The organism is Flavobacterium macrobrachii (assembly GCF_014486675.1).
Taxonomy (GTDB): Bacteria; Bacteroidota; Bacteroidia; order Flavobacteriales; family Flavobacteriaceae; genus Flavobacterium; species Flavobacterium macrobrachii.
The window spans coordinates 81399-105263 of sequence record NZ_JACTAC010000001.1 but is presented as its reverse complement, the minus strand read 5'-3'; the positions used below and the strand labels follow the sequence as shown (position 1 = coordinate 105263).

25 protein-coding genes are annotated in these 23865 nt (G+C 32.5%); 7 read left to right on the top strand and 18 right to left on the bottom strand.

Annotated features, from left to right (window positions below; translation table 11 throughout):
• Positions 1 to 36: 36 nt before the first annotated feature.
• The gene (locus IAI56_RS00505) at positions 37 to 411 is read right to left on the bottom strand and encodes an RNA recognition motif domain-containing protein (protein WP_187656008.1); all 375 of its coding nucleotides are present in this window, start codon (positions 409 to 411) and stop codon (positions 37 to 39) included.
• Positions 412 to 535: 124 nt separating this feature from the next.
• Positions 536 to 1249: a DUF6252 domain-containing protein gene (locus tag IAI56_RS16175; RefSeq protein ID WP_187656007.1), complete on the bottom strand. Its 714-nt coding sequence runs from the start codon at positions 1247 to 1249 to the stop codon at positions 536 to 538.
• 199 nt (positions 1250 to 1448) lie between these two features.
• On the opposite strand from IAI56_RS16175, the gene IAI56_RS00495 reads away from it, so the two are divergent.
• From IAI56_RS00495 to IAI56_RS00465, 7 genes are all read left to right on the top strand, one after another.
• Positions 1449 to 2030 carry a 30S ribosomal protein S16 gene (locus IAI56_RS00495; protein WP_187656006.1) on the top strand — a complete coding sequence of 194 codons (582 nt, stop codon included), beginning with the start codon at positions 1449 to 1451 and terminating at the stop codon, positions 2028 to 2030.
• A 14-nt stretch (positions 2031 to 2044) separates the two neighbouring features.
• Positions 2045 to 2569 carry a ribosome maturation factor RimM gene (rimM, locus tag IAI56_RS00490; RefSeq protein ID WP_187656005.1) on the top strand — a complete coding sequence of 175 codons (525 nt, stop codon included), beginning with the start codon at positions 2045 to 2047 and terminating at the stop codon, positions 2567 to 2569.
• 97 nt (positions 2570 to 2666) lie between these two features.
• Positions 2667 to 3380, top strand: a complete 714-nt coding sequence (locus IAI56_RS00485; protein WP_187656004.1) for a tRNA1(Val) (adenine(37)-N6)-methyltransferase — start codon at positions 2667 to 2669, stop codon at positions 3378 to 3380.
• Between the two features lie 97 nt (positions 3381 to 3477).
• The gene (locus IAI56_RS00480; protein WP_187656003.1) at positions 3478 to 4206 is read left to right on the top strand and encodes a hypothetical protein; all 729 of its coding nucleotides are present in this window, start codon (positions 3478 to 3480) and stop codon (positions 4204 to 4206) included.
• A gap of 200 nt (positions 4207 to 4406) precedes the next feature.
• A complete protein-coding gene (locus IAI56_RS00475; protein ID WP_187656002.1) occupies positions 4407 to 5585 on the top strand; it encodes an acyl-CoA dehydrogenase family protein in 1179 nt (392 codons plus the stop codon).
• 196 nt (positions 5586 to 5781) lie between these two features.
• Positions 5782 to 6564: a DUF3050 domain-containing protein gene (locus tag IAI56_RS00470; RefSeq protein WP_187656001.1), complete on the top strand. Its 783-nt coding sequence runs from the start codon at positions 5782 to 5784 to the stop codon at positions 6562 to 6564.
• A 36-nt stretch (positions 6565 to 6600) separates the two neighbouring features.
• On the top strand, positions 6601 to 7284 hold the full coding sequence (locus IAI56_RS00465; RefSeq protein ID WP_317192468.1) for an SGNH/GDSL hydrolase family protein: 684 nt from the start codon (positions 6601 to 6603) through the stop codon (positions 7282 to 7284).
• A 5-nt stretch (positions 7285 to 7289) separates the two neighbouring features.
• Here IAI56_RS00465 and IAI56_RS00460 read toward each other — a convergent pair whose 3' ends face one another.
• The 16 genes from IAI56_RS00460 to IAI56_RS00385 form a co-directional block, all read right to left on the bottom strand.
• Positions 7290 to 8303: a hypothetical protein gene (locus IAI56_RS00460; RefSeq protein ID WP_187655999.1), complete on the bottom strand. Its 1014-nt coding sequence runs from the start codon at positions 8301 to 8303 to the stop codon at positions 7290 to 7292.
• Positions 8303 to 9910, bottom strand: a complete 1608-nt coding sequence (locus tag IAI56_RS00455; RefSeq protein ID WP_187655998.1) for an FAD-dependent oxidoreductase — start codon at positions 9908 to 9910, stop codon at positions 8303 to 8305. Before IAI56_RS00455 ends, IAI56_RS00460 begins: the two co-directional genes overlap by 1 nt.
• Entirely contained in the window at positions 9888 to 11405 is a 1518-nt protein-coding gene (locus tag IAI56_RS00450; RefSeq protein ID WP_187655997.1) for a polyamine aminopropyltransferase, read from the bottom strand. The genes IAI56_RS00455 and IAI56_RS00450 overlap by 23 nt, the downstream gene beginning before the upstream one ends.
• Positions 11398 to 11607, bottom strand: coding sequence for a DUF350 domain-containing protein (locus tag IAI56_RS00445; protein WP_187655996.1), 210 nt, complete (start codon positions 11605 to 11607; stop codon positions 11398 to 11400). Before IAI56_RS00445 ends, IAI56_RS00450 begins: the two co-directional genes overlap by 8 nt.
• 211 nt (positions 11608 to 11818) lie before the next feature.
• On the bottom strand, positions 11819 to 13024 hold the full coding sequence (locus IAI56_RS00440) for a DUF4178 domain-containing protein (RefSeq protein WP_187655995.1): 1206 nt from the start codon (positions 13022 to 13024) through the stop codon (positions 11819 to 11821).
• A gap of 8 nt (positions 13025 to 13032) precedes the next feature.
• Positions 13033 to 13395 carry an S-adenosylmethionine decarboxylase family protein gene (locus IAI56_RS00435; protein WP_187655994.1) on the bottom strand — a complete coding sequence of 121 codons (363 nt, stop codon included), beginning with the start codon at positions 13393 to 13395 and terminating at the stop codon, positions 13033 to 13035.
• Positions 13396 to 13491: 96 nt separating this feature from the next.
• A complete protein-coding gene (locus IAI56_RS00430; protein ID WP_187655993.1) occupies positions 13492 to 13824 on the bottom strand; it encodes a 2Fe-2S iron-sulfur cluster-binding family protein in 333 nt (110 codons plus the stop codon).
• 48 nt (positions 13825 to 13872) lie between these two features.
• Positions 13873 to 14931 carry an NAD(P)/FAD-dependent oxidoreductase gene (locus tag IAI56_RS00425; RefSeq protein ID WP_187655992.1) on the bottom strand — a complete coding sequence of 353 codons (1059 nt, stop codon included), beginning with the start codon at positions 14929 to 14931 and terminating at the stop codon, positions 13873 to 13875.
• A gap of 210 nt (positions 14932 to 15141) precedes the next feature.
• Complete coding sequence (locus IAI56_RS00420) at positions 15142 to 15381, bottom strand: NifU family protein (RefSeq protein ID WP_133533236.1); 240 nt, start codon at positions 15379 to 15381, stop codon at positions 15142 to 15144.
• A 78-nt stretch (positions 15382 to 15459) separates the two neighbouring features.
• On the bottom strand, positions 15460 to 16590 hold the full coding sequence (locus IAI56_RS00415; RefSeq protein ID WP_187655991.1) for an Mrp/NBP35 family ATP-binding protein: 1131 nt from the start codon (positions 16588 to 16590) through the stop codon (positions 15460 to 15462).
• 148 nt (positions 16591 to 16738) lie between these two features.
• Positions 16739 to 18037 (bottom strand): TolC family protein, encoded by a 1299-nt coding sequence (locus IAI56_RS00410; RefSeq protein WP_187655990.1) that lies wholly within the window; start codon positions 18035 to 18037, stop codon positions 16739 to 16741.
• Positions 18038 to 18152: 115 nt separating this feature from the next.
• Positions 18153 to 20585: an ABC transporter permease gene (locus IAI56_RS00405; RefSeq protein WP_187655989.1), complete on the bottom strand. Its 2433-nt coding sequence runs from the start codon at positions 20583 to 20585 to the stop codon at positions 18153 to 18155.
• 46 nt (positions 20586 to 20631) lie between these two features.
• Positions 20632 to 21417: a head GIN domain-containing protein gene (locus tag IAI56_RS00400; RefSeq protein WP_187655988.1), complete on the bottom strand. Its 786-nt coding sequence runs from the start codon at positions 21415 to 21417 to the stop codon at positions 20632 to 20634.
• A gap of 26 nt (positions 21418 to 21443) precedes the next feature.
• On the bottom strand, positions 21444 to 22145 hold the full coding sequence (locus IAI56_RS00395; protein WP_187655987.1) for an ABC transporter ATP-binding protein: 702 nt from the start codon (positions 22143 to 22145) through the stop codon (positions 21444 to 21446).
• 24 nt (positions 22146 to 22169) lie between these two features.
• A complete protein-coding gene (locus tag IAI56_RS00390; protein WP_187655986.1) occupies positions 22170 to 22583 on the bottom strand; it encodes a hypothetical protein in 414 nt (137 codons plus the stop codon).
• A 1-nt stretch (position 22584) separates the two neighbouring features.
• Positions 22585 to 23844, bottom strand: a complete 1260-nt coding sequence (locus IAI56_RS00385; protein ID WP_239107009.1) for an efflux RND transporter periplasmic adaptor subunit — start codon at positions 23842 to 23844, stop codon at positions 22585 to 22587.
• Between the last annotated feature and the right edge of the window lie 21 nt (positions 23845 to 23865).

Below are 23865 nucleotides of genomic sequence, written 5' to 3'. Positions count from 1 at the left end.
TGAGTTGACTTTTTTGGTATTTGTAAAGAATATTTATTAGTATCTTCCTCTATTTCCACCACCATTATTGTCTCTGTTTCCACCACCGTAACCACCGCCACGAGAATTTCCACCTCCATTATAACCTCCGCCTGAACGATTGTTGTTAAAAGATCTTCTTTCACCTTCTGGTTTTGGTTCAGATTTGTTTACTACAATTGTACGACCTTCAACGGTTGCACCATTTAATTCTTCAATTGCTTTTAATGCCTCATCATCGTTTGACATTTCAACAAAACCGAAACCTTTACTTCTTCCAGTAAATTTATCAGTTACTACTTTAACAGAGTCTACTGCTCCATAAGCCTCAAAAGACTCTCTTAAATCTGCTTCCTCAATACTCCAAGGAAGACTTCCAACAAAAATGTTCATATTAAATTTTTAAAATTTGGTCAAAGATAGTTTAAATAAACTTATAATCAGCTTATTATTTGGATTTTATTAAAAAATAAAACCATCCTAGGATGGTTTTTATACTTTTTATGTTGTTCTCTTGTTATTGTTGTGGAAAGATCGGAACCTTATAAAATTCTCCGTACTGAAAATTAAATACTTGTCCACTCTGAGGACTATTAACATTTGCAGCATTGAACTTAAATTTCCCTGAAACTGTCATTTTTGTTGCGTCATATTCAGTAATTTCAATTTCACCATTACTGTTTCTAACGTTTAAAACTCTAAATCTACCGTTCAGATTTCCTCCAACAACTGTTATTAAATCACCAGCTTTATAACCATTTCCTGGAGCAACAATAGTAATTTTTGTGATTGCTCCACTAGTATTAACTGTTGTTGATACGGATAAACCACTACCAGTTCCTCCTGATGTCTCAGCATTACTTTGAGCTGTATAACCAGTTCCTCCAGATGCTAAAGTTACAGCTGAAACTGGTCCTGGAACCGAAATAGTAGCAAACTCTTGAGAAACGCCATCAACAGTCAGGGTATATGAAGCAAAATTACTTTGGTTAGTTGTTCCCAATGAATATTTACCTAAATTAGTACTAGTTGTTCCTAAAGTAACTTTTTCATATTGAGTTAATCCATCAATTGTTAAATCCCCCGAAGAAGAAATATACGCTCTTGCATCTTTAGCTCTCCAAAACACATCATTTCTTTGACCTTGAAAACCAGGTGTATTAAACTTAACATCTTCTTCACAAGAAACAAGCGAAACTAACAATAGAAACAGAGGCAATATTCTTTTCATATTCATAATTATTATTTGACAAAAATAACTTTTTAAAGCAAAAATACTAACTTATTTTCAAAAAAATTCAATTGAAACTACAGTTAAAATTATCACTATCAACAAAAAGTGAATTCGTGAGTTGTATTTTAAATTAAAAAAACTATCTTTGACCCCTTAAATAACCGAGGTCGAGAACCTCAAATTAATCAAAAAGATTATGTCAGTAAAAATTAGATTACAAAGACACGGAAAAAAAGGGAAACCTTTTTATTGGATCGTAGCAGCTGATGCTCGTTCAAAAAGAGATGGTAAATACCTAGAAAAAATTGGTACTTACAATCCAAACACTAATCCAGCAACAATTGATTTAAACCTTGACCAAGCGGTTCAATGGTTACACAATGGTGCTCAACCAACAGATACAGCTAGAGCAATCCTTTCTTACAAAGGAGCTTTATTGAAACACCACCTTGATGGCGGAGTTCGTAAAGGTGCTTTAACTCAAGAACAAGCTGATGCAAAATTAGCTGCTTGGTTAGACGAAAAAACTGGAAAAGTAACCGCTAAAAAAGAAGGTTTATCAAAAGCACAAGAAGCTGCTAAAGCAAAAGCTTTAAAAGCTGAAAAAGAAGCTAATGACAAACGTGTTGCTGCCGCTGTTGAAGCTGCAAAAACAGAAGAAGTTGTTGAAGAAGTAGCAGAAGAAACTACTGAAGTTGCTGTTGAAGAAACAGCTGCAGAAGTTGCTACAGAAGAAGCTCCAGCTGCTGAAGAAGCTAGCGAAGAAACTGAAGCATAATTTAGTAAGCAATTATGCGTAAAGAAGATTGTTTCTATTTAGGTAAAATTGCTAAAAAATTTAGTTTCAAGGGAGAAGTTCTTATCTATTTAGATACAGACGAACCCGAATTATATGAAAATATGGAATCAGTTTTTGTTGAATTCAACAAAAATCTGGTTCCTTTTTTTATTGAAAACAGCTCACTCCACAAAAATGATTTTCTACGTGTTCGATTTGAAGATGTAGATTCTGAAGCAGAAGCCGATAAAATAATCGGGCTAGCAATTTACTTACCTTTATCGATGTTGCCTAAACTTTCGGGTAATAAATTTTATTTTCACGAAGTTATTGGTTTTGAAATTGAAGACAAGCGATTAGGTGTTTTTGGAAAAATTATATCTATCAACGATTCTTCATCCCAGCCATTGTTTGAAGTTGTTAATGGTTCTGTGGAAATTCTTGTACCAATGATTGATCAATTTTTAGTAAAAATTGATAGAGAAAACAAAAAAGTCATCATGGATTTACCAGAAGGACTTGTAGAAATGTACTTGTAAAAACATAAAAATAATTTTGAACCATTAAGAAATTAAGTTTCATTAAGCATCGCCTTAATTCACTTAATTTCTTAATGGTTTTAATTTTCTAAAATAAATGTCAAAATTCGCATTCAAACAATTTTCTGTTCAACAAGACAAATGTGCTATGAAAATTGGAACCGATAGTGTGTTACTTGGCGCTTGGTGTCCAATTGAAAAAAATCCTTTTTCGGTTTTGGATATTGGTGCTGGAACTGGCGTTTTATCATTGATGTTAGCACAAAGAACTAACGCCGAACAAATAGACGCACTTGAAATTGACGAAGATGCATATGAACAATGCGTAGAAAACTTTGAAGCTTCGCATTGGAGCGACCGATTATTTTGTTTTCATGCTGGTTTAGACGAATTTGTTGAAGAACCCGAAGACGAATATGACATCATCATTTCCAATCCGCCGTTTTATTCTGAAGATTATAAAACCGATAATTCTCAAAGAGATTTGGCTCGTTTTCAAGACGCCTTGCCGTTTGAAGAATTGATTGAAGCTGCTGATTTGCTTTTGTCAGAAAATGGAATTTTTGCTGTAATCATTCCTTACAAAGAAGAAGAACGTTTTATTGATTTGTGTTCCGAAGTTGAATTATTTCCAGTAAAAGTTACTCGCGTAAAAGGTTCTCACACTACTCCAATTGTTAGAAGTTTACTCGCTTTTAAACGTTATGAACTTTCGGTTTTAACGGCTGACGAATTGGTAATTGAAATCAATCGACACGAATATACCGATGATTATATCAATCTAACTAAGGATTTTTACCTTAAAATGTAATTGTCAAATCATTAAAAAAATCACAATTAACAATCCTTTATCATTTAGCATCACTTAAATCGGATACTTTTAGAACTGAAAACTAAAACCGATTCACTTGAAGCAAAAATTACTTTTACTCCTTTTCTTTTTTACTTTTTTGAACTGCTTTTCTCAAGATAGAAAAACAATTCACGGTAAAGTTGTTTTTAATGAAATGGCTTTAGAGAAAATCGACATCGTCAATCTGAATTCTAAAAAAAGTAGCACAACTGATATTGTAGGAAACTTTAGTATAGAAGCCAAAGTTAGCGATGAACTTTTTGTGTTATCCAATGACTATTATGACATTAAAATCAGACTTACAAAAGAAGATTTTAAACTTGAAAAGCTTATCATCAATTTGAGCAAAAAACCCATTGAACTTGATGAAGTCACAATAAACAAAGTAGAAAAAGTTAATTTTATTGTTTCGCCCGAAGAAATACGAATGGCAAAAATTGCAAAGTTTGAAAACTCCCCAAAAGTTTTAGGCGTTTATACCGGAGAAATGCCTTATGGTGTTGATTTTGTTGGGCTTTTTAAAAAAATATTCAAGTCAAACAAAAAGAAAGATAAAGATCGAGCATCAAAATTTGCTTCTTTTAAAGAATATGCTGTTTCTAAATTTGATGTCAACGAATTTTTTTATAAAAAATTAGATGTAAATCTGGAAGAACTCGATTTATTCATGGCTTTTTGTGAAACCGATGCAAACTACAAAGCCATCATGCAACGCGAAGACACTTTAGAAACCATGGAATTTCTTACTACTAAAAACGAAGCATTCAAAAAACTGGAGCGATAATTCAACACCAAGTTCTAGCCCAGATGGAAGCGGCATCCTTTTTCTTTTTTTTTAAAGAAAAAGATATAGCGAACAGCTGGAATAAGCTCCAAAAAATAACAATTGTTAAAGTGAAACTCAAATATGTTTTATTACCTTTGCAAACGTTTTCGTAACAAAAACGTTGTACATTTTTTCACTTTACTTTTATACGATAAAAAATGAAACCAGATTTATTTCAATCACCAGATTATTATTTGTTAGACGATTTGCTAACTGACGAACATAAATTAGTGCGTGACTCGGCTCGTGCTTGGGTAAAACGTGAAGTTTCGCCAATTATTGAAGACTATGCACAACGTGCTGAATTTCCGAAACAAATCATTAAAGGTTTGGGAGAAATTGGCGGTTTTGGACCTTATATTCCAGAAGAATATGGCGGCGCAGGTTTAGACCAAATTTCGTATGGATTGATTATGCAAGAAATTGAAAGAGGTGATTCTGGAGTTCGTTCTACATCATCAGTTCAATCATCTTTGGTGATGTATCCTATTTGGAAATTTGGAACGGAAGAGCAAAAAATGAAATATTTACCAAAGTTAGCCACTGGAGAATTCATGGGTTGTTTTGGATTGACTGAACCAGATTATGGTTCAAATCCATCAGATTTGGTAACAAATTACAAAGATATGGGCGATCATTATTTATTGAATGGTGCCAAAATGTGGATATCAAATGCACCGTTTGCAGACATTGCTGTAGTTTGGGCAAAAAATGAAGAAGGAAGAATTCACGGATTAATTGTAGAACGCGGCATGGAAGGTTTTACAACTCCAGAAACACACAACAAATGGTCGCTTCGTGCTAGTGCAACAGGCGAATTAATTTTTGATAACGTAAAAGTTCCAAAAGAAAATTTATTACCAGGAAAATCTGGACTTGGCGCGCCAATGATGTGTTTAGATTCTGCTCGATATGGAATTGCTTGGGGTGCAATTGGTGCTGCAATGGATTGTTATGACACAGCTTTGAGATATTCTAAAGAAAGAATTCAGTTTGGAAAACCAATTGGCGGATTTCAATTGCAACAAAAAAAATTAGCCGAAATGATTACCGAAATCACCAAAGCACAATTGCTAACTTGGAGATTAGGCGTTTTGCGTAACGAAGGAAAAGCAACTACAGCTCAAATCTCCATGGCAAAAAGAAACAACGTCGATATGGCAATAAACATTGCTCGCGAAGCACGTCAAATGCTTGGTGGAATGGGAATTACAGGAGAATATTCAATTATGCGTCACAGTATGAACTTGGAAAGTGTAATTACTTATGAAGGCACGCACGACATTCACTTGCTGATTACTGGCGCAGATATTACTGGAATTCCAGCGTTTAAATAAATTTATTTTTTATTAAAACCACTAAGCAAGTTAAGAGAATTAAGACTTAACGAAACGTAATACCTTAATGGTTTAAATACAATTAAACAATAAATAAAATTGATATAAAATGCTTCTTCATTTCGAGAAGCATTTTTACATTTGTAGAGAAGTACAATCTTAAAATAATTATACTTCGTATATAATAAAAAAAGCTATGACAATTCTTGAAATAAACACCAAAATTCAACCCCAAAAACAACAATTACTACAACATCCATTATATGAAAAAGTAAAAACAATTGATGATTTGCATCAGTTTTTGGAAAGTCATGTTTATGCCGTTTGGGATTTTATGTCGCTGTTAAAAGCACTGCAAAGTAAACTAACGTGTACGACAACGCCTTGGTTTGCTTCAGCAAATCCAGAAACAAGATATTTAATCAACGAAATTGTTTTGGCAGAAGAAAGCGATTTGACTCTGGATGGAAAACGCCTTAGCCATTTTGAAATGTATGTTGACGCTATGCAAGATTGTGGTGCAAATACTATTGAACTGCATACTTTTTTGCAAAATGTAGTTGATACTAAAAATGTTTTCATTGCCATCAAGCAAAGCAACTTACACCAAAACATCAAAAACTTTCTTGATTTTACTTTCCGAGTAATCGAAGAAGGAAAAGCACACAAAATTGCTGCTGCCTTTACTTTTGGAAGAGAAGATTTAATTCCAAATATGTTTACCGAAATATTAAAAAGTTTCCAACAGAATTTCCCAGAAACCGATTTATCAAAATTAATTTACTACTTCGAAAGACATATCGAATTGGATGCTGACGAACACGGACCAATGGCAATGCAAATGATTAATGACTTATGTGGAAATGACGCTCAAAAATGGCGCGAAGTAAAAGAAGTTTCCATCACTGCTTTGGAAAAAAGAATTGGACTTTGGGATGCAATTGAAGAAAAAATCGAAAAAACTGTTGAAATAGTATAAACCATGAAATGTTTTCGCTCAATAATATCATTTTTTTTGATTTGCACACTTTTTTTTGGATGCAGTGCGGAAAATGATACAATTATTGAAAATGAAACTCCAGTTGTTATTTCTAAAACTTACCGTTATTTAGCACTTGGCGATAGTTATACTATTGGACAAAGCGTTTGTGAAACTTGCCGATTTCCAATTCAGTTAAAAATAAAACTGAAGCAAAGCTTGTCTGCATCAGATAATATTTTGACTGATATTATAGCTCAAACAGGTTGGACAACGACCAATTTAAAAAACGCCATTGCATCACAAAATCCAGTAAACAACTATGATTTGATTACGTTACTAATTGGGGTTAATAATCAATATCAAAACAAACCGTTTAATTTATACGAACAAGAATTTCCAGAATTGGTAAATATTGCCATCGAGAAAGCCAAAGGCAACAAGGATAATGTTATTGTTGTTTCCATTCCAGATTATGCTTACACACCATTTGGAAATGGAAATGCAACTATTTCAAGCCAAATAGATACTTATAATAATTTCGCAGAAAATTATTGTATTCAAAACAATATCACTTTTGTGAATATTACTGACATTACTCGAGAAGGTTTGGCTCAACCTACCTTAGTTGCTAACGATGGTTTGCATCCTTCAGACTTGGCTTATTCTAGATTTGTGGAAAGAATTTTTCCTAAAGCGAAAGTGGTTTTGGGGTTGTAACTTAATCACTTTTTGGATTTCCAAATAAATCCATCCAATAAATAATGAGTAAACTGAGGAACTGTTAGCAAAGGAACTAAGATAAATTGCCAATTTGAAAAGTCGAAATTTGTAATTGAAATTTGTTCGTTCCAAACTAAAATCTCCCACAAAAATTCTTCTGAAAAAGCTATAATAAATAAGATTACAATAAAAATTAGCACACCTTTAAATTGTTTGAGTAAACTTAAAAAACCCAAATCTTCTTTAGTTTTTTTCTCAATTTCGTTCATATAAATCAATGCCATGTATGGGATTCCATGAGAGACAACGTTTAATAATGTGAAAACTAAATCGTTATTAAAGTACACAATCCCAAAATACCAAGAAAGCATTGTTCCAACAATAATAGCATTCTTTGGAATATTAAAATAGTTAGATTTTATAGAAATATAAATTGTTCTAACAATATAAAATACGAGTATTGCAAAATAAATCCATGTAAGAACTTCAAGGATATTTGCATTTTCATACTTCAAAAATTCGTTCTCTACAAACCAATTGAACTTTCGTTTTGGCGATAAAAACCAATACAACATAGGATAAATTGTGGCAGAATAAATAATTAAATTATCTATCCAAGCATAGGTTTTATCTTCATTTCTAGAGTACAATCGCATAAAACCATATTGCTGACGAATGAAATGAAAAACAGCCACATAAGCCAAAACAGACCAAAATACCTGACTTCCAAATAAAAATAAAATGAAACCAATTAAGAAGCAAAAAATAGGTAATCCAATGTACAATTGTTTCCTTCTTTGAAATTCTGAAGCAACAAAATAGGTTTTAAATAATGTAGAATAAACATGAGCAACATCAATAAAAACAATTAAAAACAACCAAGTATAAAACGAATAACTTTCTTCGATATCTGTTAACCAATTTTGAAATAACAAAACAATTGCCAACACAATAAATGATGGTGCAAGTATAAAAACTCCGTCGGTTTTGGCTTTATGTATCCAAGGTTGAACCATTACACTATTTTATTTACTACATTAATACCTTGATGAAAAGCTTCTTCAAAAATAGATATTCCCGATAAATCCGAATGTGCAAAATAGATTTTATCATCAATAGATTGCGCTGCTTTTTGTTTGCTTTCGCCAAATAAAAATCCGTTTTTAGGACTAATCATTCCGTGTCCTAGAAGATGAATATCAATACTTTCTGTTACTTCTTCTATGTTAGGATGCGCAACTTTTAAATCTTCAAATACTATATTCTTCCAATGCTCTTTTGGTTTTTTATAGATTTCTCGTCTGCTTTTCCCACAATCTGATGAGGAGAAACTGTAATAATACGTAATCACTTTTTTATCGTGAATTTGCTGCAAAGACTGATGTTGATCGTAAATATAACCCAATCCTTTTGAATCGTGAGCCACATTATCCCAACACAAAGGAAAACTAAAATTATCGGTTAAATCGGAAACTACTAATGTTGCCAAAAGCCAAGGTGCATAATGAAAATCTTTGGTAAATTCTTTTCTGTCTTCAAACAAATATTGATTAACAAATTGCGGAGTTGCCATAATAATTTTGTCGGCAATAATCTCAATAGAAGTTTTTGTTTTATCATCAAAAACCAAGGCTACTGCTTTACCATTTTCGATTTTCACTTCATAAACCAAATGATTTTGCAATGTTTTTCCTTTGGAATATTTTTTTAAATGATGCGTTAATCTTGCGTTACCTTCGGGCCAAGTTAAAACGTTATCATTTTTATCTTGCGTACTGTTTTGTTTTCTCGCAGCAAAATAGTGAATTCCGGCGTAAGCAGAAACGAATTCAAATCCTAAACCAAAATCATCTCTGCAACAATAATCTACATAAACCAAAAGCGGATTTGATTTAAAATTTTGTTGTTCTAACCATTCTTTCATAGTTAGTTGGTCCAAACTTTTAACGGCATCATTTTGAGAAGATAAAGCCATCGGAATATTGAACCAATACAAACCAAAGTCATCTTTTTTAGTTCTAAAATCATCCATCATCGAAAAAAATCGAAGTAATTCTGCGTCTTCCTCTGCTGAATTTCCAACTTTCGGAACAATTCCTTCTTGCCAGTTGTTTTTGTAGAATAATCGTTCGTCTGGTGAAAACGTTAGTTGCGTTTCATCAAACTTTGGAAATCCTTTTTCATCATAACCTAAAATAATTTTTTCTTCTTCTAGAAATTGCAGTAACTCTTTATCTTCTTGGTTTGGTAGAGGCAAATAATGCGCACCAAGAGGAAATTTAGAATATTGATTTTCACCATTGGAAGAATTTCCACCCAAATGATTTTCTAATTCAACCAACAAAAATTCGGAAATTCCTTTTTTAGAAAGTTGTCTTGCAGCAGATAAACCGGTAATTCCGCCACCAACAATTAAATACGGAATAGAAATTTGATTAGAAGCTTTTGGAAAATTCTTAACGCGAAGTTTATGTCCTAAAATATGATTGGTTCCTGATAGCCGAATTAAAAGCGTAATTACTTTTTCTTTACAAGCATCGAGAAGCGGAACAATCAGTAAAGTTGCTCCTAAAAATTTGAAGAAATTCCTTCTCGAACTACTATAATTTCCCCCATTCTTCATCGAAATAGCGTACTAAAACTTGGTTATCTAATCGATTAATTTCAATGTCTTTTGAAATCATATCTTGGGAAAAATAATTGAATTTTTCAAACTGATAATTGTAAAATCGCAATCCGTCAACGGTTCTATTTACTTTATTGAAATTAGTCCCAAAACCATTTATTGCTATGGTAAAACCCCATTCTCCAAACGATGGAACATATGCATGATAAGCATCAATTTGTGGAAAAACTTGCATTACCGTTTTGTTGATGCACCAAAAAGATTTTGGAGCAAAATAAGGCGAAGTCGTTTGAATTACCACAACTGCATCTGGTGACAGTAGTTGTTGCATCGTACTGTAAAAATTCAATGAATACAACTTACCCAAACTGTAATTGGAAGGATCTGGAAAATCGATAATAACTACATCAAATTTCTCTTTGGTTTCTTTTGCCCAAATGTAAGCGTCTTTGTTGTAAACCGTAACTTTGGGATTATTCAAAGCATTTTTATTGAAATCAACCAATACCTGATTGGTTTTAAACAACTTGGTCATTCCTTCATCCAAATCGACCAAAGTAACTTTTTTTACCTCTTTATATTTTAAAACTTCTCGAACAGCCAAACCATCGCCACCGCCAAGAACTAATACATGTTCAATTTTTTTTGCCATTGACATTGCTGGATGAACCAAAGCTTCGTGATAACGATACTCGTCGGCAGAACTAAATTGAAGATTGTTGTTTAAATATAATCGATAATCGCTTTTATTATGGGTTAAAACGATACGTTGGTATTGCGTTGAATTGGTATAAATGATATTTTCGCCATACAATTTACCTTCTGAATAGGACAGGATATTTTCGGAGAAAAAGAAAGTAATCAATAAAACTAGAAAAGAAAAAATGGCTTTTGCTCTGAGTAATTTTACTTTTTTTAATTCTGATTTTAACAAATAACAAAGTACAATAGCAATAGAAATATTAATCATTCCGAAGAATAAAGATGTTCCAATAATTCCGAGTTTTGGAACTAAAATTAACGGAAAAAGAATGGATGCTAATAAAGCTCCAATGTAATCAAATGTAAAAACGTTGGAAACCAAATCTTTGAATTCTACTTTATCTTTAAGAATATTCATTAGTAACGGAATTTCCAATCCGACAAGACATCCTGTGATGAAAACTAAAAAATAAAGAATAAATTGAAAGGCAAAAGCGGTTTCAAACAACAAAAAAAGAATAACCGAACTCAATCCACCAATTAATCCGACTAGAATTTCTATTTCTACAAAAGTATTGAGTAGATTTTTGGTAATAAATTTTGAAAAATACGACCCAATTCCCATCGAGAAGAGATACACTCCAATGATGAAAGAAAATTGCTTTACTGAATCACCCAATAAATAACTAGCCAAAGTTCCTGCAACTAACTCGTAAACTAGTCCGCAAGTGGCAATGGTAAAAACAGCAAAAAGTAGTAAATATTCAAATTTAAGGAATTTTTTACCCATGAATTGCTGCGCTAATAATCATTGAAATTCCAATAATTAAGGCTGCGAAAACAATAGCTACAGCAACATTATTTTCTTGAGTAATTTTTTTCCAGGTATTTTCGGGAGTAATTTTTTCAATGATAAAATAAGCAATAAAAAGTATTGCAATTCCAACGGCAGAAAACACTAATGAGTTGATAACAAGTTGTGATATATTCATGATATTATATTTTTAGTTATTTATGATAAAAACGATTTACAGAACTACGTCCTGAATTTGTGGGTTTGTAATTTTCAGTCGATTCACAGTCGCATAAACTATTACCTTGCGTTGTATAATATAGGAATAACCCATAAAAACCTATAGCTATTATAATTGATAGATAATTTTCTTTAATAAAATCTGATACTTTTTCCATTTGAAATTAATATTAGTAATTACCCCATCTTTTTTCTTCGAAATACTTTGAAAGGTAAAAAATTATAACAACAAAAACTGTCATAAAAATAAATGTCATAAAAATATTTCGCATCGAAGGTTTGTTCCATGTTGCACTTACAACCAGCAAACTATTTGACAAATCCTCTGGAGCTTTGGAAGGTGTAATTGATAAATGGTATTTACCTTCTGCAACGCCACAAATATTAAAATTCTCTGATGTACTTCCTTCAGACCAACTTTCTCCATCAGTATTACCGTGATAATACTCGATATCTTTAGAGGCATAAACTTCTTCATTAGTATTTTCGTTTACTAAAGCTACTTGAACATTTGCCCAAGAATTATTCACATTTGAATAAACCGAAATTTGTAAAGGTGCCGAACTTCCTTTTAACTCAAAAGATGGACTTACATATTCTTTGGAAGTAAAACTTTCAAATGGAATTGAGGCATTCAAAACCTCTTGTTCTAATCTATCTTGGTTGAAATACCAATGGGTAAAAATGATTAAAAACCCAACTGCACAAAAAGTCAAGACCAAATTTCTAACATTAATAAAGAAAGGTTCTACCATTCCAATCTCTGATTTTGATGGTATTGCCGATGTGTTGAATGCTTTTTTTACAGCACTTCTTGAAATATGCTTACCGTAAAACGCGGTTTGCTCTTGTCCAAATTTTTCAAATGACAGGATAAATGGCGGATTTATATATTCGATTAATTCTGCATTGTTCAAAACATTAAAATCAAAAAAACCAGCCGCATAATCAAGTTTTGGATAGGAATAATCAAATCTATCATAGGTATTATCCAAATAGTCAACCGTTAATGGGTGATTGCCTACTTTTTTTTCAAACTCAATTTGTTCTAATAGTATAAAGTTTCCCGATGATTCTGAAAGATATAAAAATTCTTTTTTATCATTTTGCAACACATATTCAATCCATCTGATATTGTAATCACCGCTTTTAACCAAAAAACCAATGATTGTAAATACACTTCCATGAAATTCTGCTTTTTGGCCAATAGAAAAGGCATTGTTATAATCAACTTTTTTGTGTCTTTCTTTGAAAACAAAATCATTAGAATCGTTTCTACTATAAATAGTTGCACAATTTGGGCAGGAAAAATAAGAAACCTCAATTTTTACATCAAGTTTGGTAACCGTATTACAATGATAGCAAGAAAAATCCATACTCAAATTTATCTATTAATTTCAAAATCTTTTAAAACAATTGCCTTAAAAAAGGTTACAAACTCATTGGTAATACTTTTTACTTTTTGAGTGTTATCTTGTAAATAATTGCACAAGTAAACATCCAACGTAAGCTGTCTAAATTCAGGCCAAGTATGAATACAAATATGAGATTCTTTTAAACAAATAGCAATGGTAAAACTATTATTTTCAAAATTGTGGGTAATTATTCCAACTTTTTCAAGTTCAAAATCTTGAATGATTTTTTCAGAAAACTCGATAAAAGCACTGCTGTTAGTTAGCAAATCTACCTCATCTACTTGAAGTGTGACTAATTTATGTAATCCCGGAGAATAGGTGTTTTGATCCATTAAAAGTAAAATCCCAATTGATTTGATGAGATATTCTTTTATACGTAAGTGTTAAAATTTTGTTACAAAAAAAGCGAGAATTTCATCTCGCTTCTATTATTGTTCTGGTGCAATTTCAAGTTCTAATCCATCAATTTCTTCGGTAATTCGTATTTGACAACCCAATCGTGAATTGTCTTTAACATGATACGCTTCCCAAAGCATAGCTTCTTCATCGGGATTTCGTTCTAACGAAATTACATCATTTAAAACGTAGCATTGACATGATGCACACATTGCCATTCCGCCACAAACACCAACGGTTCCTTCTTCGGCTAACTCATACATTCGAATAACTTCCATGACATTTAAGTTCATGTCTGTTGGTGCTTGAATTTCGTGAATTTGTCCGTTTCGGTCGGTTATTTTTAGAGTGATGTCTTGTGGCATTTTACTTTTTATAAACACCTACAAGGTTTTAAAAACCTTGCAGGATAATTAATCAATTGATTTTACAACTGCTTTTTCCGCTTCTTTTCTTGTTCCGTCAAAACCATCAACTCCGGAAACCGTTGTATATTTTAATACGTATTTTTTTCCAGGATTTAATCTATTGTAAACACTTTGACACATCAATGTTGCTTCGTGAAAACCGCAAAGAATTAACTTCAATTTTCCTGGATACGTATTCACATCACCAATGGCGTAAATTCCGTCGATGTTGGTTTGATAATCTAATGCGTTGTTTACTTTAATAGCGTTTTTTTCTATTTCTAATCCCCAATTGGCAATTGCTCCAAGTTTAGGCGTCAATCCAAATAACGGAATAAAATAATCAGTCTCAACGTTCATTCTTGCTCCATTGATTTCAATATCTACTGCTTCAATTCTTTCTGAACCTTTGAAACCAACAACTTCTGCTGGAGTAATTAATTTTATTTTTCCTTCTTGCTTTAACTCTTGTACTTTATCAACTGAATCTAAAGCACCACGGAATTCGTTTCTTCTATGCACTAAAGTTACTGAAGAAGCTACATTGGACAAAAAGATTGACCAATCTAATGCCGAATCGCCACCACCAGAAATCACTACTTTTTTTCCTCTATATTTTTCTGGATCTTTCACAAAATAATCAACACCTCGATCTTCTTTTTCGTAGAACTCTAAATCTTTTAGAATTGGTTTTCTAGGTTCAAAAGTTCCTAATCCACCAGCAATGGCGATTGCTTTTGCATGATGTTTTGTTCCTTCATTGGTTGTTACTACAAAACTTCCGTCTTCTAATTTTTCGATGGTTTCGGCGGTTTCTCCGAGAGTAAAACCAGGTTGAAACTGCTTTATTTGTTCCATTAAATTGGTAACCAAATCGCCCGCAAGAACTTCGGGATAACCTGGAATATCAAATATTGGTTTTTTGGGATATAGTTCGGCTAATTGTCCACCAGGTTGTGGCAAAGCATCAATTATATGACATTTTAATTTTAATAATCCGGCTTCAAAAACGGCAAAAAGTCCTGTTGGACCTGCGCCAATGATAAGTATATCTGTTGTAATCATTATAAAAGTTTATGGGTTTATGTGTTTAGAAGTTTATACATACAAAAGTCTAAAACATAATTTTTTTATTATATGACATTTGTCAGTTCATGGATTTGCGTTAGGGATAGAAGCGGCATCCTTTTGTGGAGTTTACGGAACAAAAGATACAGCGAATAGCCCGACCAGTCATTGCGAGGCACGAAGCAAACTGGTAACGCCAAAATAAAATTAAGCTACGTTTTCTACAGTTTCAATTTGCGGTGCATATTTTTTGATTGTAGTTTCAACGCCAGCTTTCATAGTGCTGATGCTTAAACTACAAGACGTACACGCGCCTTGAAGACGAACTTTTACGTGCTTTTCATCTTCAACAGAAACCAAACTAATATCGCCACCATCCGAATTCAAAAATGGTCTGATTTCGTTCAGTGCTTTTTCGATGTTTAAAATTAATTCTTCGTTTGTCATACTTTATTTTAGTTTTCAGTCGCAGTTTTCAGTCGCAGAAAACAGTGTAAACTATAAACTGAGACTGTAAACTGAGTACTATTTTTTCACAGCAGAACATCCTGCCATTGTTGTTATTTTTATTGCTTCGGTTGGAGCAAGTGTTTCGTTTCTTTTTACCGTTTCTTCAACTACATTTCTTGTAATTTCTTCAAAAACTGTTTCTATGACAGAACCTGTTTGTAACGCTGCTGGTCGACCATAATCTCCTGCTTCGCGAATGCTCTGAACAATTGGAACTTCGCCAAGAAATGGAACTTGAAGGTCAAGCGCAAGATTTTTTGCACCTTCTTGACCGAAGATGTAGTATTTATTATTTGGTAGTTCTTCTGGAGTGAAATAGGCCATATTTTCTATAATTCCGAGAACAGGAACATTGATAGCTTCTGATAAAAACATGGAAACTCCTTTTTTAGCATCGGCTAGAGCAACGGCTTGTGGCGTACTTACGACAACTGCACCTGTTATTGGTAACGACTGCATGATTGACAAATGAATATCGCCTGTTCCTGGTGGTAAATCGATTAACATGAAGTCAAGATTTCCCCAATCGGCATCAAAAATCATTTGGTTTAATGCTTTAGAAGCCATTGGTCCACGCCAAATAACAGCCTGACTTGGAGAAGTGAAAAATCCGATTGAAAGTAATTTTATTTCATAACTTTCAATAGGTTTCATTTTTGATTTTCCGTCAACTTCTACAGAGATTGGTTTTTCGTTTTCTACATCGAACATTATTGGCATACTTGGACCATAAATATCGGCATCAAGAACTCCAACTTTGAATCCCATTTTGGCTAAAGTAACGGCTAAATTTGCTGTAGTTGTAGATTTTCCAACGCCACCTTTTCCTGAAGCTACTGCAATAATATTTGAAATTCCGGGAATGGCTTTTCCTTTGATTTCGTTTGGATTTTCTTTGGCTTCAACTTTAATATTTACTTTCACGACTGCATTTGGAGAAAACTGCTCGTGAATTAATTTTTTAATATCGTCTTCGGCACGTTTTTTTATGTGCATTGCAGGTGTTGCAATCAGCAAATCTATTGTTACCTCATCGCCAAAAATAAGTACGTTTTTAACCGCACCACTTTCTACCATATTTTTTCCTTCACCAGCAATAGTAATAGTTTCTAACGCTTTTAGGATTTCTTTTCTATCTAGCTTCATCTTCTTATTTAAAAGTTTATGAGTTTAAAAATTTAAAAGTTGATAGACTTTTTATTTAAACTTAATATGAATTGCAAAGATACTACGAAATGTTTGGAAACAATAGTTAAAGAATTGAAAATATTTATAGTTTGATTGGGAAAAACCGCTACAAGACTTTTCCTTGAATTAGATTGATTTTGATGTCGGCAAACTGAATTTGCAATTGATTTTTAAGCAAATCGTATTCCGCAGAAAGCAACTGATTTTTAACTGCCGAAAAAACGATAGCATCGATAACTCCCGAAGCATATTTTGATTGTGATGTTCGAAAAGAAGCATCGGCAAAAGTTTTCATCTCTTCTAATTTCTTTTCCAATTGTTCAAAATTGACTTTATTTTGGGTTTCGATATCGATTTGGTTTTTGACTTTTAACTTTTCTTGCTCGATTACAAGTTTCGATTTTTCGGCTTCGATCTTAGTTGCTGAAACTCGGCGATTATTTCTAAATCCATTAAAAATTGGCACGCTTAATTGAAGTCCGAGTTGGTGATTTTTATTGTCACTAACCTGTTTGTTGAAATTATCTACTACAACATCGGGTTGATTTAATGGTTTATAGTAAAAAGTTGAAAATCCGTAAAAGGTTGTTAACGTTGGTAAATTATTAGCTCGTTCCAATTTTGTATCTTTCAAACTACTTTGATAACCAAGTTCGGCAGCTCGAATTTTTGGATTATTTTCAACGGAATTTTTGGCAGTATTTTTATCAATAAAATTTTCCAAAAAAACTTCGGCTATGGAAAGATTTTCAACATTCATCAATTGAAAAAGTTGCTTTTTTTGTATTAAAAACAATTGTTCCGCTTGTAAAATCCTAATTTCTTCTTGGGCGAAACTGAGTTGCATATCATACAAATCGCTTTTAGGTTTACTGCCAATTTCAACTTCTTTTTGCACACGATTCAAGTTAAATTGTGCGTTTTTGAATTGTTCATTTTGAATTTTAAGCAATTCTTGAGTAAAAAGTGCTTGATAATAACTTTCCACTATTTGAAGTTGGTATTCGTTTTCAATAACGGCTAAATCAGCTTTGGCTTTTTCTATGTCAATTTTTGTCTTTTGCGCCATGGCAAAATTTTTAAAATCAATCAAATTCATTTGTGCATTCAAAAAGAAATTATCGTTTTGAATGTTAGAACTAACTCTTCCATTGGTAGATGGATCAATGGTTGAACCAAAGTTATAGCTTTGATTTCCTGTAAAAGAAATTGCTGGTAACATTTGATTTGCTATAGAATTGTGCAATTTTTGTGATTTTTTTACTTGAAGTTGACTGATTTTTATGTCAATCGAATTCTTCATCGCTTCGTAAATGCATTTCTGCAAAGGCCAGGAATTTTCTTGACCAAATACAGAAAAACAAAGTGTATAAATGAAAACTAGAAAAAAAACTTTTTTATTCATGTCAATATTTTTTTGCCACAGATTTCACGGATTAAACTGATTTTGATTTTTAAAGTTGATGTTGAAATTGACTTTTGATGTTGAAATTGACTTTTGATGTTGATTTTTGAAATTGTTATTCGTATTTCAAATATTTTAAAACATCCATTCTTGTGGCTTGATAAGCTCGCGAAAGCACTACAATTAGAGTTAAAATCAACAAAACAACAAATCCAACGACAAACGGAACGAAACTAATCTCTATTCGGGAAGCGAAATTTTCAAGCCACTTTCCGAGTAAATAATACACTGGAAAAACAGCGATTAAAAATCCAATAATACAGAAAAACACATATTGTTTTGATAATTCTTTTAGTAAAACATTGGTTTCAGCACCGAGCGTTTTTCTAATGGCGATTTCTTTCATTCTTCGTTGGATGGAATATGACGCCAAAGCAAATAATCCAAAAATGGCTATCAAGATTACAATCACGTTTAATAATGAAAATAGATTTCTTTGTTTGACATAAGCTTCATAGGTTCTTGCATAAGCCTTATCAACAAAGTCATATTCAAATGGATATTCAGAATCGACATTTTTTGTCCAAAATTTTTCAATATCGGCAATAGTTTGTTCCATGTTTTTTCCATCCACTTTAACATGAATTCTACTAGCATTTTGAAGCATCCAATCGATGGTTTTGAAGTGAAAAAACACCATTGGCGGTACTTCGGCTTGTGGACTATACAAATTAAAATCTTTTACAACTCCAACAATTTTAAGTTTATTTCCATTCCACTCAACTTCTTTTCCTAATGGATTTTTTTCCTTCATTAGCTTCATCGAAGTTTCATTAATCAACATTGTGTTGATAGTATCCGAAGCCAGTTTTTCGGTAAGATATCTTCCTTCTTTTAACCCGATTTTCATCATTTCGAGCATTCCAAAATCAATTCCCATGTTCTGACCTTGAACTGTTATCCCATTATAATCAAAACTAGAAGACGAACCCGAACCATTTCCAAAATCAAACGCTCCAGTGGAAACTTGTTCTACGCCTTTTATTTTTGAAACCTGATCTTTAATCATATAATATCGACTGAAAAGTTTTTGCTTATAATCATTCTCTTTCCAATCGTATATATTTCTGTAGCGAATAGAAAGTACTTGTTCGCCTTTGAAACCTAAATCTTTAGTATTTAAAAATTGTACTTGTTGGTAAACAATATAAGAACCGATGATGAAAAATGTTGCAATAGCAAATTGCATAACCAGCATTCCGTTTCGCAACCAAATGCCGCTTTTACTTCTACCGAAATTACCTTTCAGCACTTTTAACGTTTCGAAATTTGACACATAAATCGCAGGAAAAATACCTGCTACGGCTATAGTGAAAAAGAAAATTAAAATTAATTGAAGGTAAAATTGTTCGCCATGAATGATTAATTTTTTATTCAAAAATTCATTGTAATATGGTAACGAAAGTTCAACAATTACCAAAGAAAGTAAGATAGAAAACAAAGTAATTAGTGTTGTTTCGAAAATAAATTGCTTGATAATATTCATTTTTGACGCACCAATAATTTTTCGCACACCAACTTCTTTTGCCCTTTTTATAGCATTGGCTGTAGCCAAATTGATGTAATTCACGATAGATAAAATCAAAATTAAGATGGATAATCCGAGCATAATCATCAAGAATTGATAATTTCCTTTTCCTTCTGCAAAACCATCAGTTACGGAATGTAAACGTGATTTTGACAATGGTTCCAAGGTAAACATTGTACTTTGCTGTCCGTTCTTTTTCAGCCATTCATCAACCGATATTCCTTCTTCTTTTGCCCATCGTACTACTCGATTTTCGAACATGATTTTCTCCATTCGGGCAACAACTTTTGGAGCATCATCTGGATTTTTGAGTTTTAACAATAATCCGTGATTAAAATTTCCCCAATGATTGATGTTTTCCTGTATTTTTGGTTCAATCAAATTTGTAACTGCTTCTGGCATTAACGATGATTTACCAGTGATTTCATAAACACCTCTGATTACAAAAGTTCTTCCTGAATAACGCACTTCTTTGCCTATCGGATCTTCATTGCCAAAAAGTCTTTCAGCAGCTTTTGTCGAAATTGCCATACTTGCATTGTCTTTCAAAGCGGTTTTTGAAGAACCTTTAATAAACGGAAACGGGAAAAATTCAAAAAATTTATTTTGAGAATCGGTTATTTTTAGAATTTCTTTTTTGCTTTTATATTGAACTAATTCCTCGTAGTACCAATTTTCGAGATAACAATAAGCTTCTAATTCGGGGAAATCTTTTTCGAAATATGTTTTTAATGCCGCAACATTACTTGCCCAATACATGTCTGGAGCAACTTGACTAATGGATTGAAAAACTTTGTCTTTGTTTGGATTCCAAGCATTGTAACTTTGCTCGTCATTCCAATACAGAATGGCAAAAATTAATCCTGCGATTCCAATACTCAATCCCAAAACATTCAAAGCTGTAAACAGTTTGTTGTTTTTGATTTGATATAAAAATAGGTGTAGCCAGTTTTTTAGCATGATTTATTCGTTTTTTGATAATGATTTTGATGATTACTTTTAACTATTATCTCCTATTCACCGAACCCGATGAACTTTTATCAGCATTCACTTGCGAAGGATTTCCATAATAATTAACATCAGCACTCGATGACGCTGCAGCTTCTAACGATTTTGTAACGGTTAGTGTAACATCGGCAGAACTGCTGGCTTTTACTGTTGCGTTTTCCACTGATAAACCTCTCAAATTACAATCGCCCGAACTACTAGCTTTTACTTCAAGCGAAGTTGCTTTTCCGTCTAAAGAAACATCGCCTGAACTACTCACTTCTACATAAATTGTTTTGGTATTGATATTTCCTTTGACATCGCCACTTGAAGAAACATCGGCTTTAAAATCAACGCATTCAAAATTCCCAGAAACACTTCCAGATGAACTTGCTGCAACTTCTAATCTTTCAGTTGTATTCAAATTTTGAATTTTGATACTTGCCGAAGAACTGGCTTTGATTTCAGATAATGATTTTCCAGTTACGTACACTTTTATAACATTAAAACTAACGCCGTTGATAGTTCTGTTGTTCCACTTTTTTGATTTTGGCTTTTTGGAATTTTCAGTATCAACAAAAATTTTCAAGGTTTGGCCTTCTACTTCGGTTTTAATCATTTGCATTCTTTCATTGTCATCCGTTTCAACTTTTATACTATTTGAATTGGAAACGGTATAAAAAACTTCAATTCCTTGTGAAGCTTTCAATTTTGAAAAATCGCTTACATTTCTGTTTTCAGAAACTTGCGCTGTTGCTACTAAACCTACTAATAATGAGGTAATTGTTAAAATTAATTTAGTCATGATTTTATGTTTTTTAAATTATTGTTTTAAGATACAAAAACATCTACGTTTCTGCTATTTGTTTTTTCTGAAAGCACCATTCCGTCTTTCATTATAATCGTTCTTTGCGAAAAAGACGCATCATAATCGGAATGTGTAACCATTAAAATAGTGGAACCATTAGCATGTAAATCCGTCAATAATTCCATGACTTCGTTTCCGTTTTTACTATCTAAATTTCCTGTTGGTTCATCGGCTAAAATGATTTTTGGATCGTTAATCAACGCTCTAGCCACAGCAACTCTTTGCTGTTGTCCGCCCGAAAGTTGTTGCGGATAATGTTTCAATCGATGCGAAATTCCTAGTCTTTCGGCAATTGCTTCAACTTTTTTCTTTCGTTCCGATGATGGAACATTGTTATAAATCAATGGTAATTCGATATTATCAAAAACTGAAAGTTCGTCTATCAGGTTAAAATTTTGGAAGATGAAACCAATATTTTGTTTTCTAATTTTTGATTTTTCTTGTTCTTTCATGCCAATCATTTCTTGATTTAATAATTGGTAACTTCCACTTGTTGCACCATCTAAAAGTCCAACGATGTTTAGAAGTGTCGATTTCCCACTTCCTGATGCACCCATAATGGTTACAAATTCTCCTTGATTGATTGTGATTGAAACTTCGCTAAGTGCTTTTGTCTCTACTTCTTCCGTTCTGAAGACTTTTGAAATTTTTTCGATTTTTATCATGACTGTTCGTTTTTTGATTGACTTTTATTTTTTTCTTATTTTCCACGTAACTTCATAATTTCCATTGGCATTTGTTCCTGTGAAAAGCAGTTTGTATTTTTTGCCTTTTTCAAGGATAACGTCTTTCAACAATTCACATTCTTTTGTTGCGCTACAATAAAAATACTGATTTTCTTTTTCATCGATTAATTTGAATTCAAGTCGTCCTGCTTTTATAATAGAAAAGGCTTGAAAACTAACTTCAACCGTTTCATCAACTTCCAATAAAGTATAACAAGTTCCTGTATAAGATTTGAATTTTGCATTCGCAAAATTTTCTCCATTGGCGTTTGCCCAACTTTTATCTTTTATCCCATCAAGAAAATGAGTTCCACTTGATTTGATGGTTTGTGCATTTAAACTAATTGCACATAATAATAAGAATACGATACTTTTCATTTTATTCAAAATTTAATATTTCTGCTTCTTGATAATCTTTATAACTTGATGTTACCACTTGTTCGCCAGGTTTCAATCCGCTGATGATTTCGAAATATAGCGGATTTTCCCTTCCAATTTCGATGTTTCTTCTTTCTGCTTTGTTTCCGTTTACCACAAAAATCCATTTGCCCGAAGTATCTTGATTAAAACTTCCTTTGGAAAGCACTACCGATTTTGTTTTTTCAGACAAGGTTAAGCGAACGGCAAAACTCAATCCTTGTTGTAAATCTAAATTTTCATTGGACACAAAATTCAATTCCACCTGAAATCTTCCACTTTTTATTTCGGGAATGACTTTAGCAATAGTAACTTTTACTTCTTTACCATTAAAATCAACCGTTCCATTTTGACCTTGTTTTACTTTTGACAAATAAAATTCATCTACATCTGCCAATAATTTATAACCTTTCATCACATCTATTTTACCTAACGTTTGTCCTTGTTGATAGCTTTGTCCCAAAACTGGTTCAAAAGATGACAATCTTCCTGAAAGTGGTGCAACAATTAGAAAATTCTTTTTGTTGGTTCTCAAAATTCCCAAACTTTTCTCCATAATTCCGATGGATTGATTGAGTTGTCCGATTTGGATTTGATTGGCTTGCTTTTCTTTAGTTACACTTTGTTTGATAATATTCATTCGCTCTTTTTGAAAACGAAAATTCTCTTGTGTTTTTTCCCATTCGTTTTTAGCCAAAATTTCTTGTTCAAAAAGTTTTTTATTCAAATCATATAAATTTTTAGCATCCAAAAAATCATGTTCGATTGAAACCAAATCTTTTGCCAAATTCAACTCTTGATTTCTTAAATCCAATTTTGCTTTATTCAGATTATTAATTTGCTCAATAATGGCGGTTTCTTGTTGCATGTAATTCAATTCCGTATTTGGATTGTACAATCTTGCCAACGGTTGACCTTGCACAACCATATCACCATTACTAACAAAAATTTCTTGAACTGATCCACCTTCAACAATATTCACTAACATCGAATTCATTGGCTCAACTCGTGCTTGAAATACCATAAAATCTTCAAAATAGTCTTCTTCCACCGATTTAATTGTAATCTCGGATTTTTTCACATTGAAAGTTCTCTTTTTGGTAATCATTGAAAAAGCGCCATATCCCAAAACTATAATGGCGAAAATTGCTATTGCCAGATATTTTTTTTTGTTACTTTTACGATTGATGACTGTGTCCATTTTAAATTCTTTGGTATGCATAAATACAATTTTGTGCCAAAG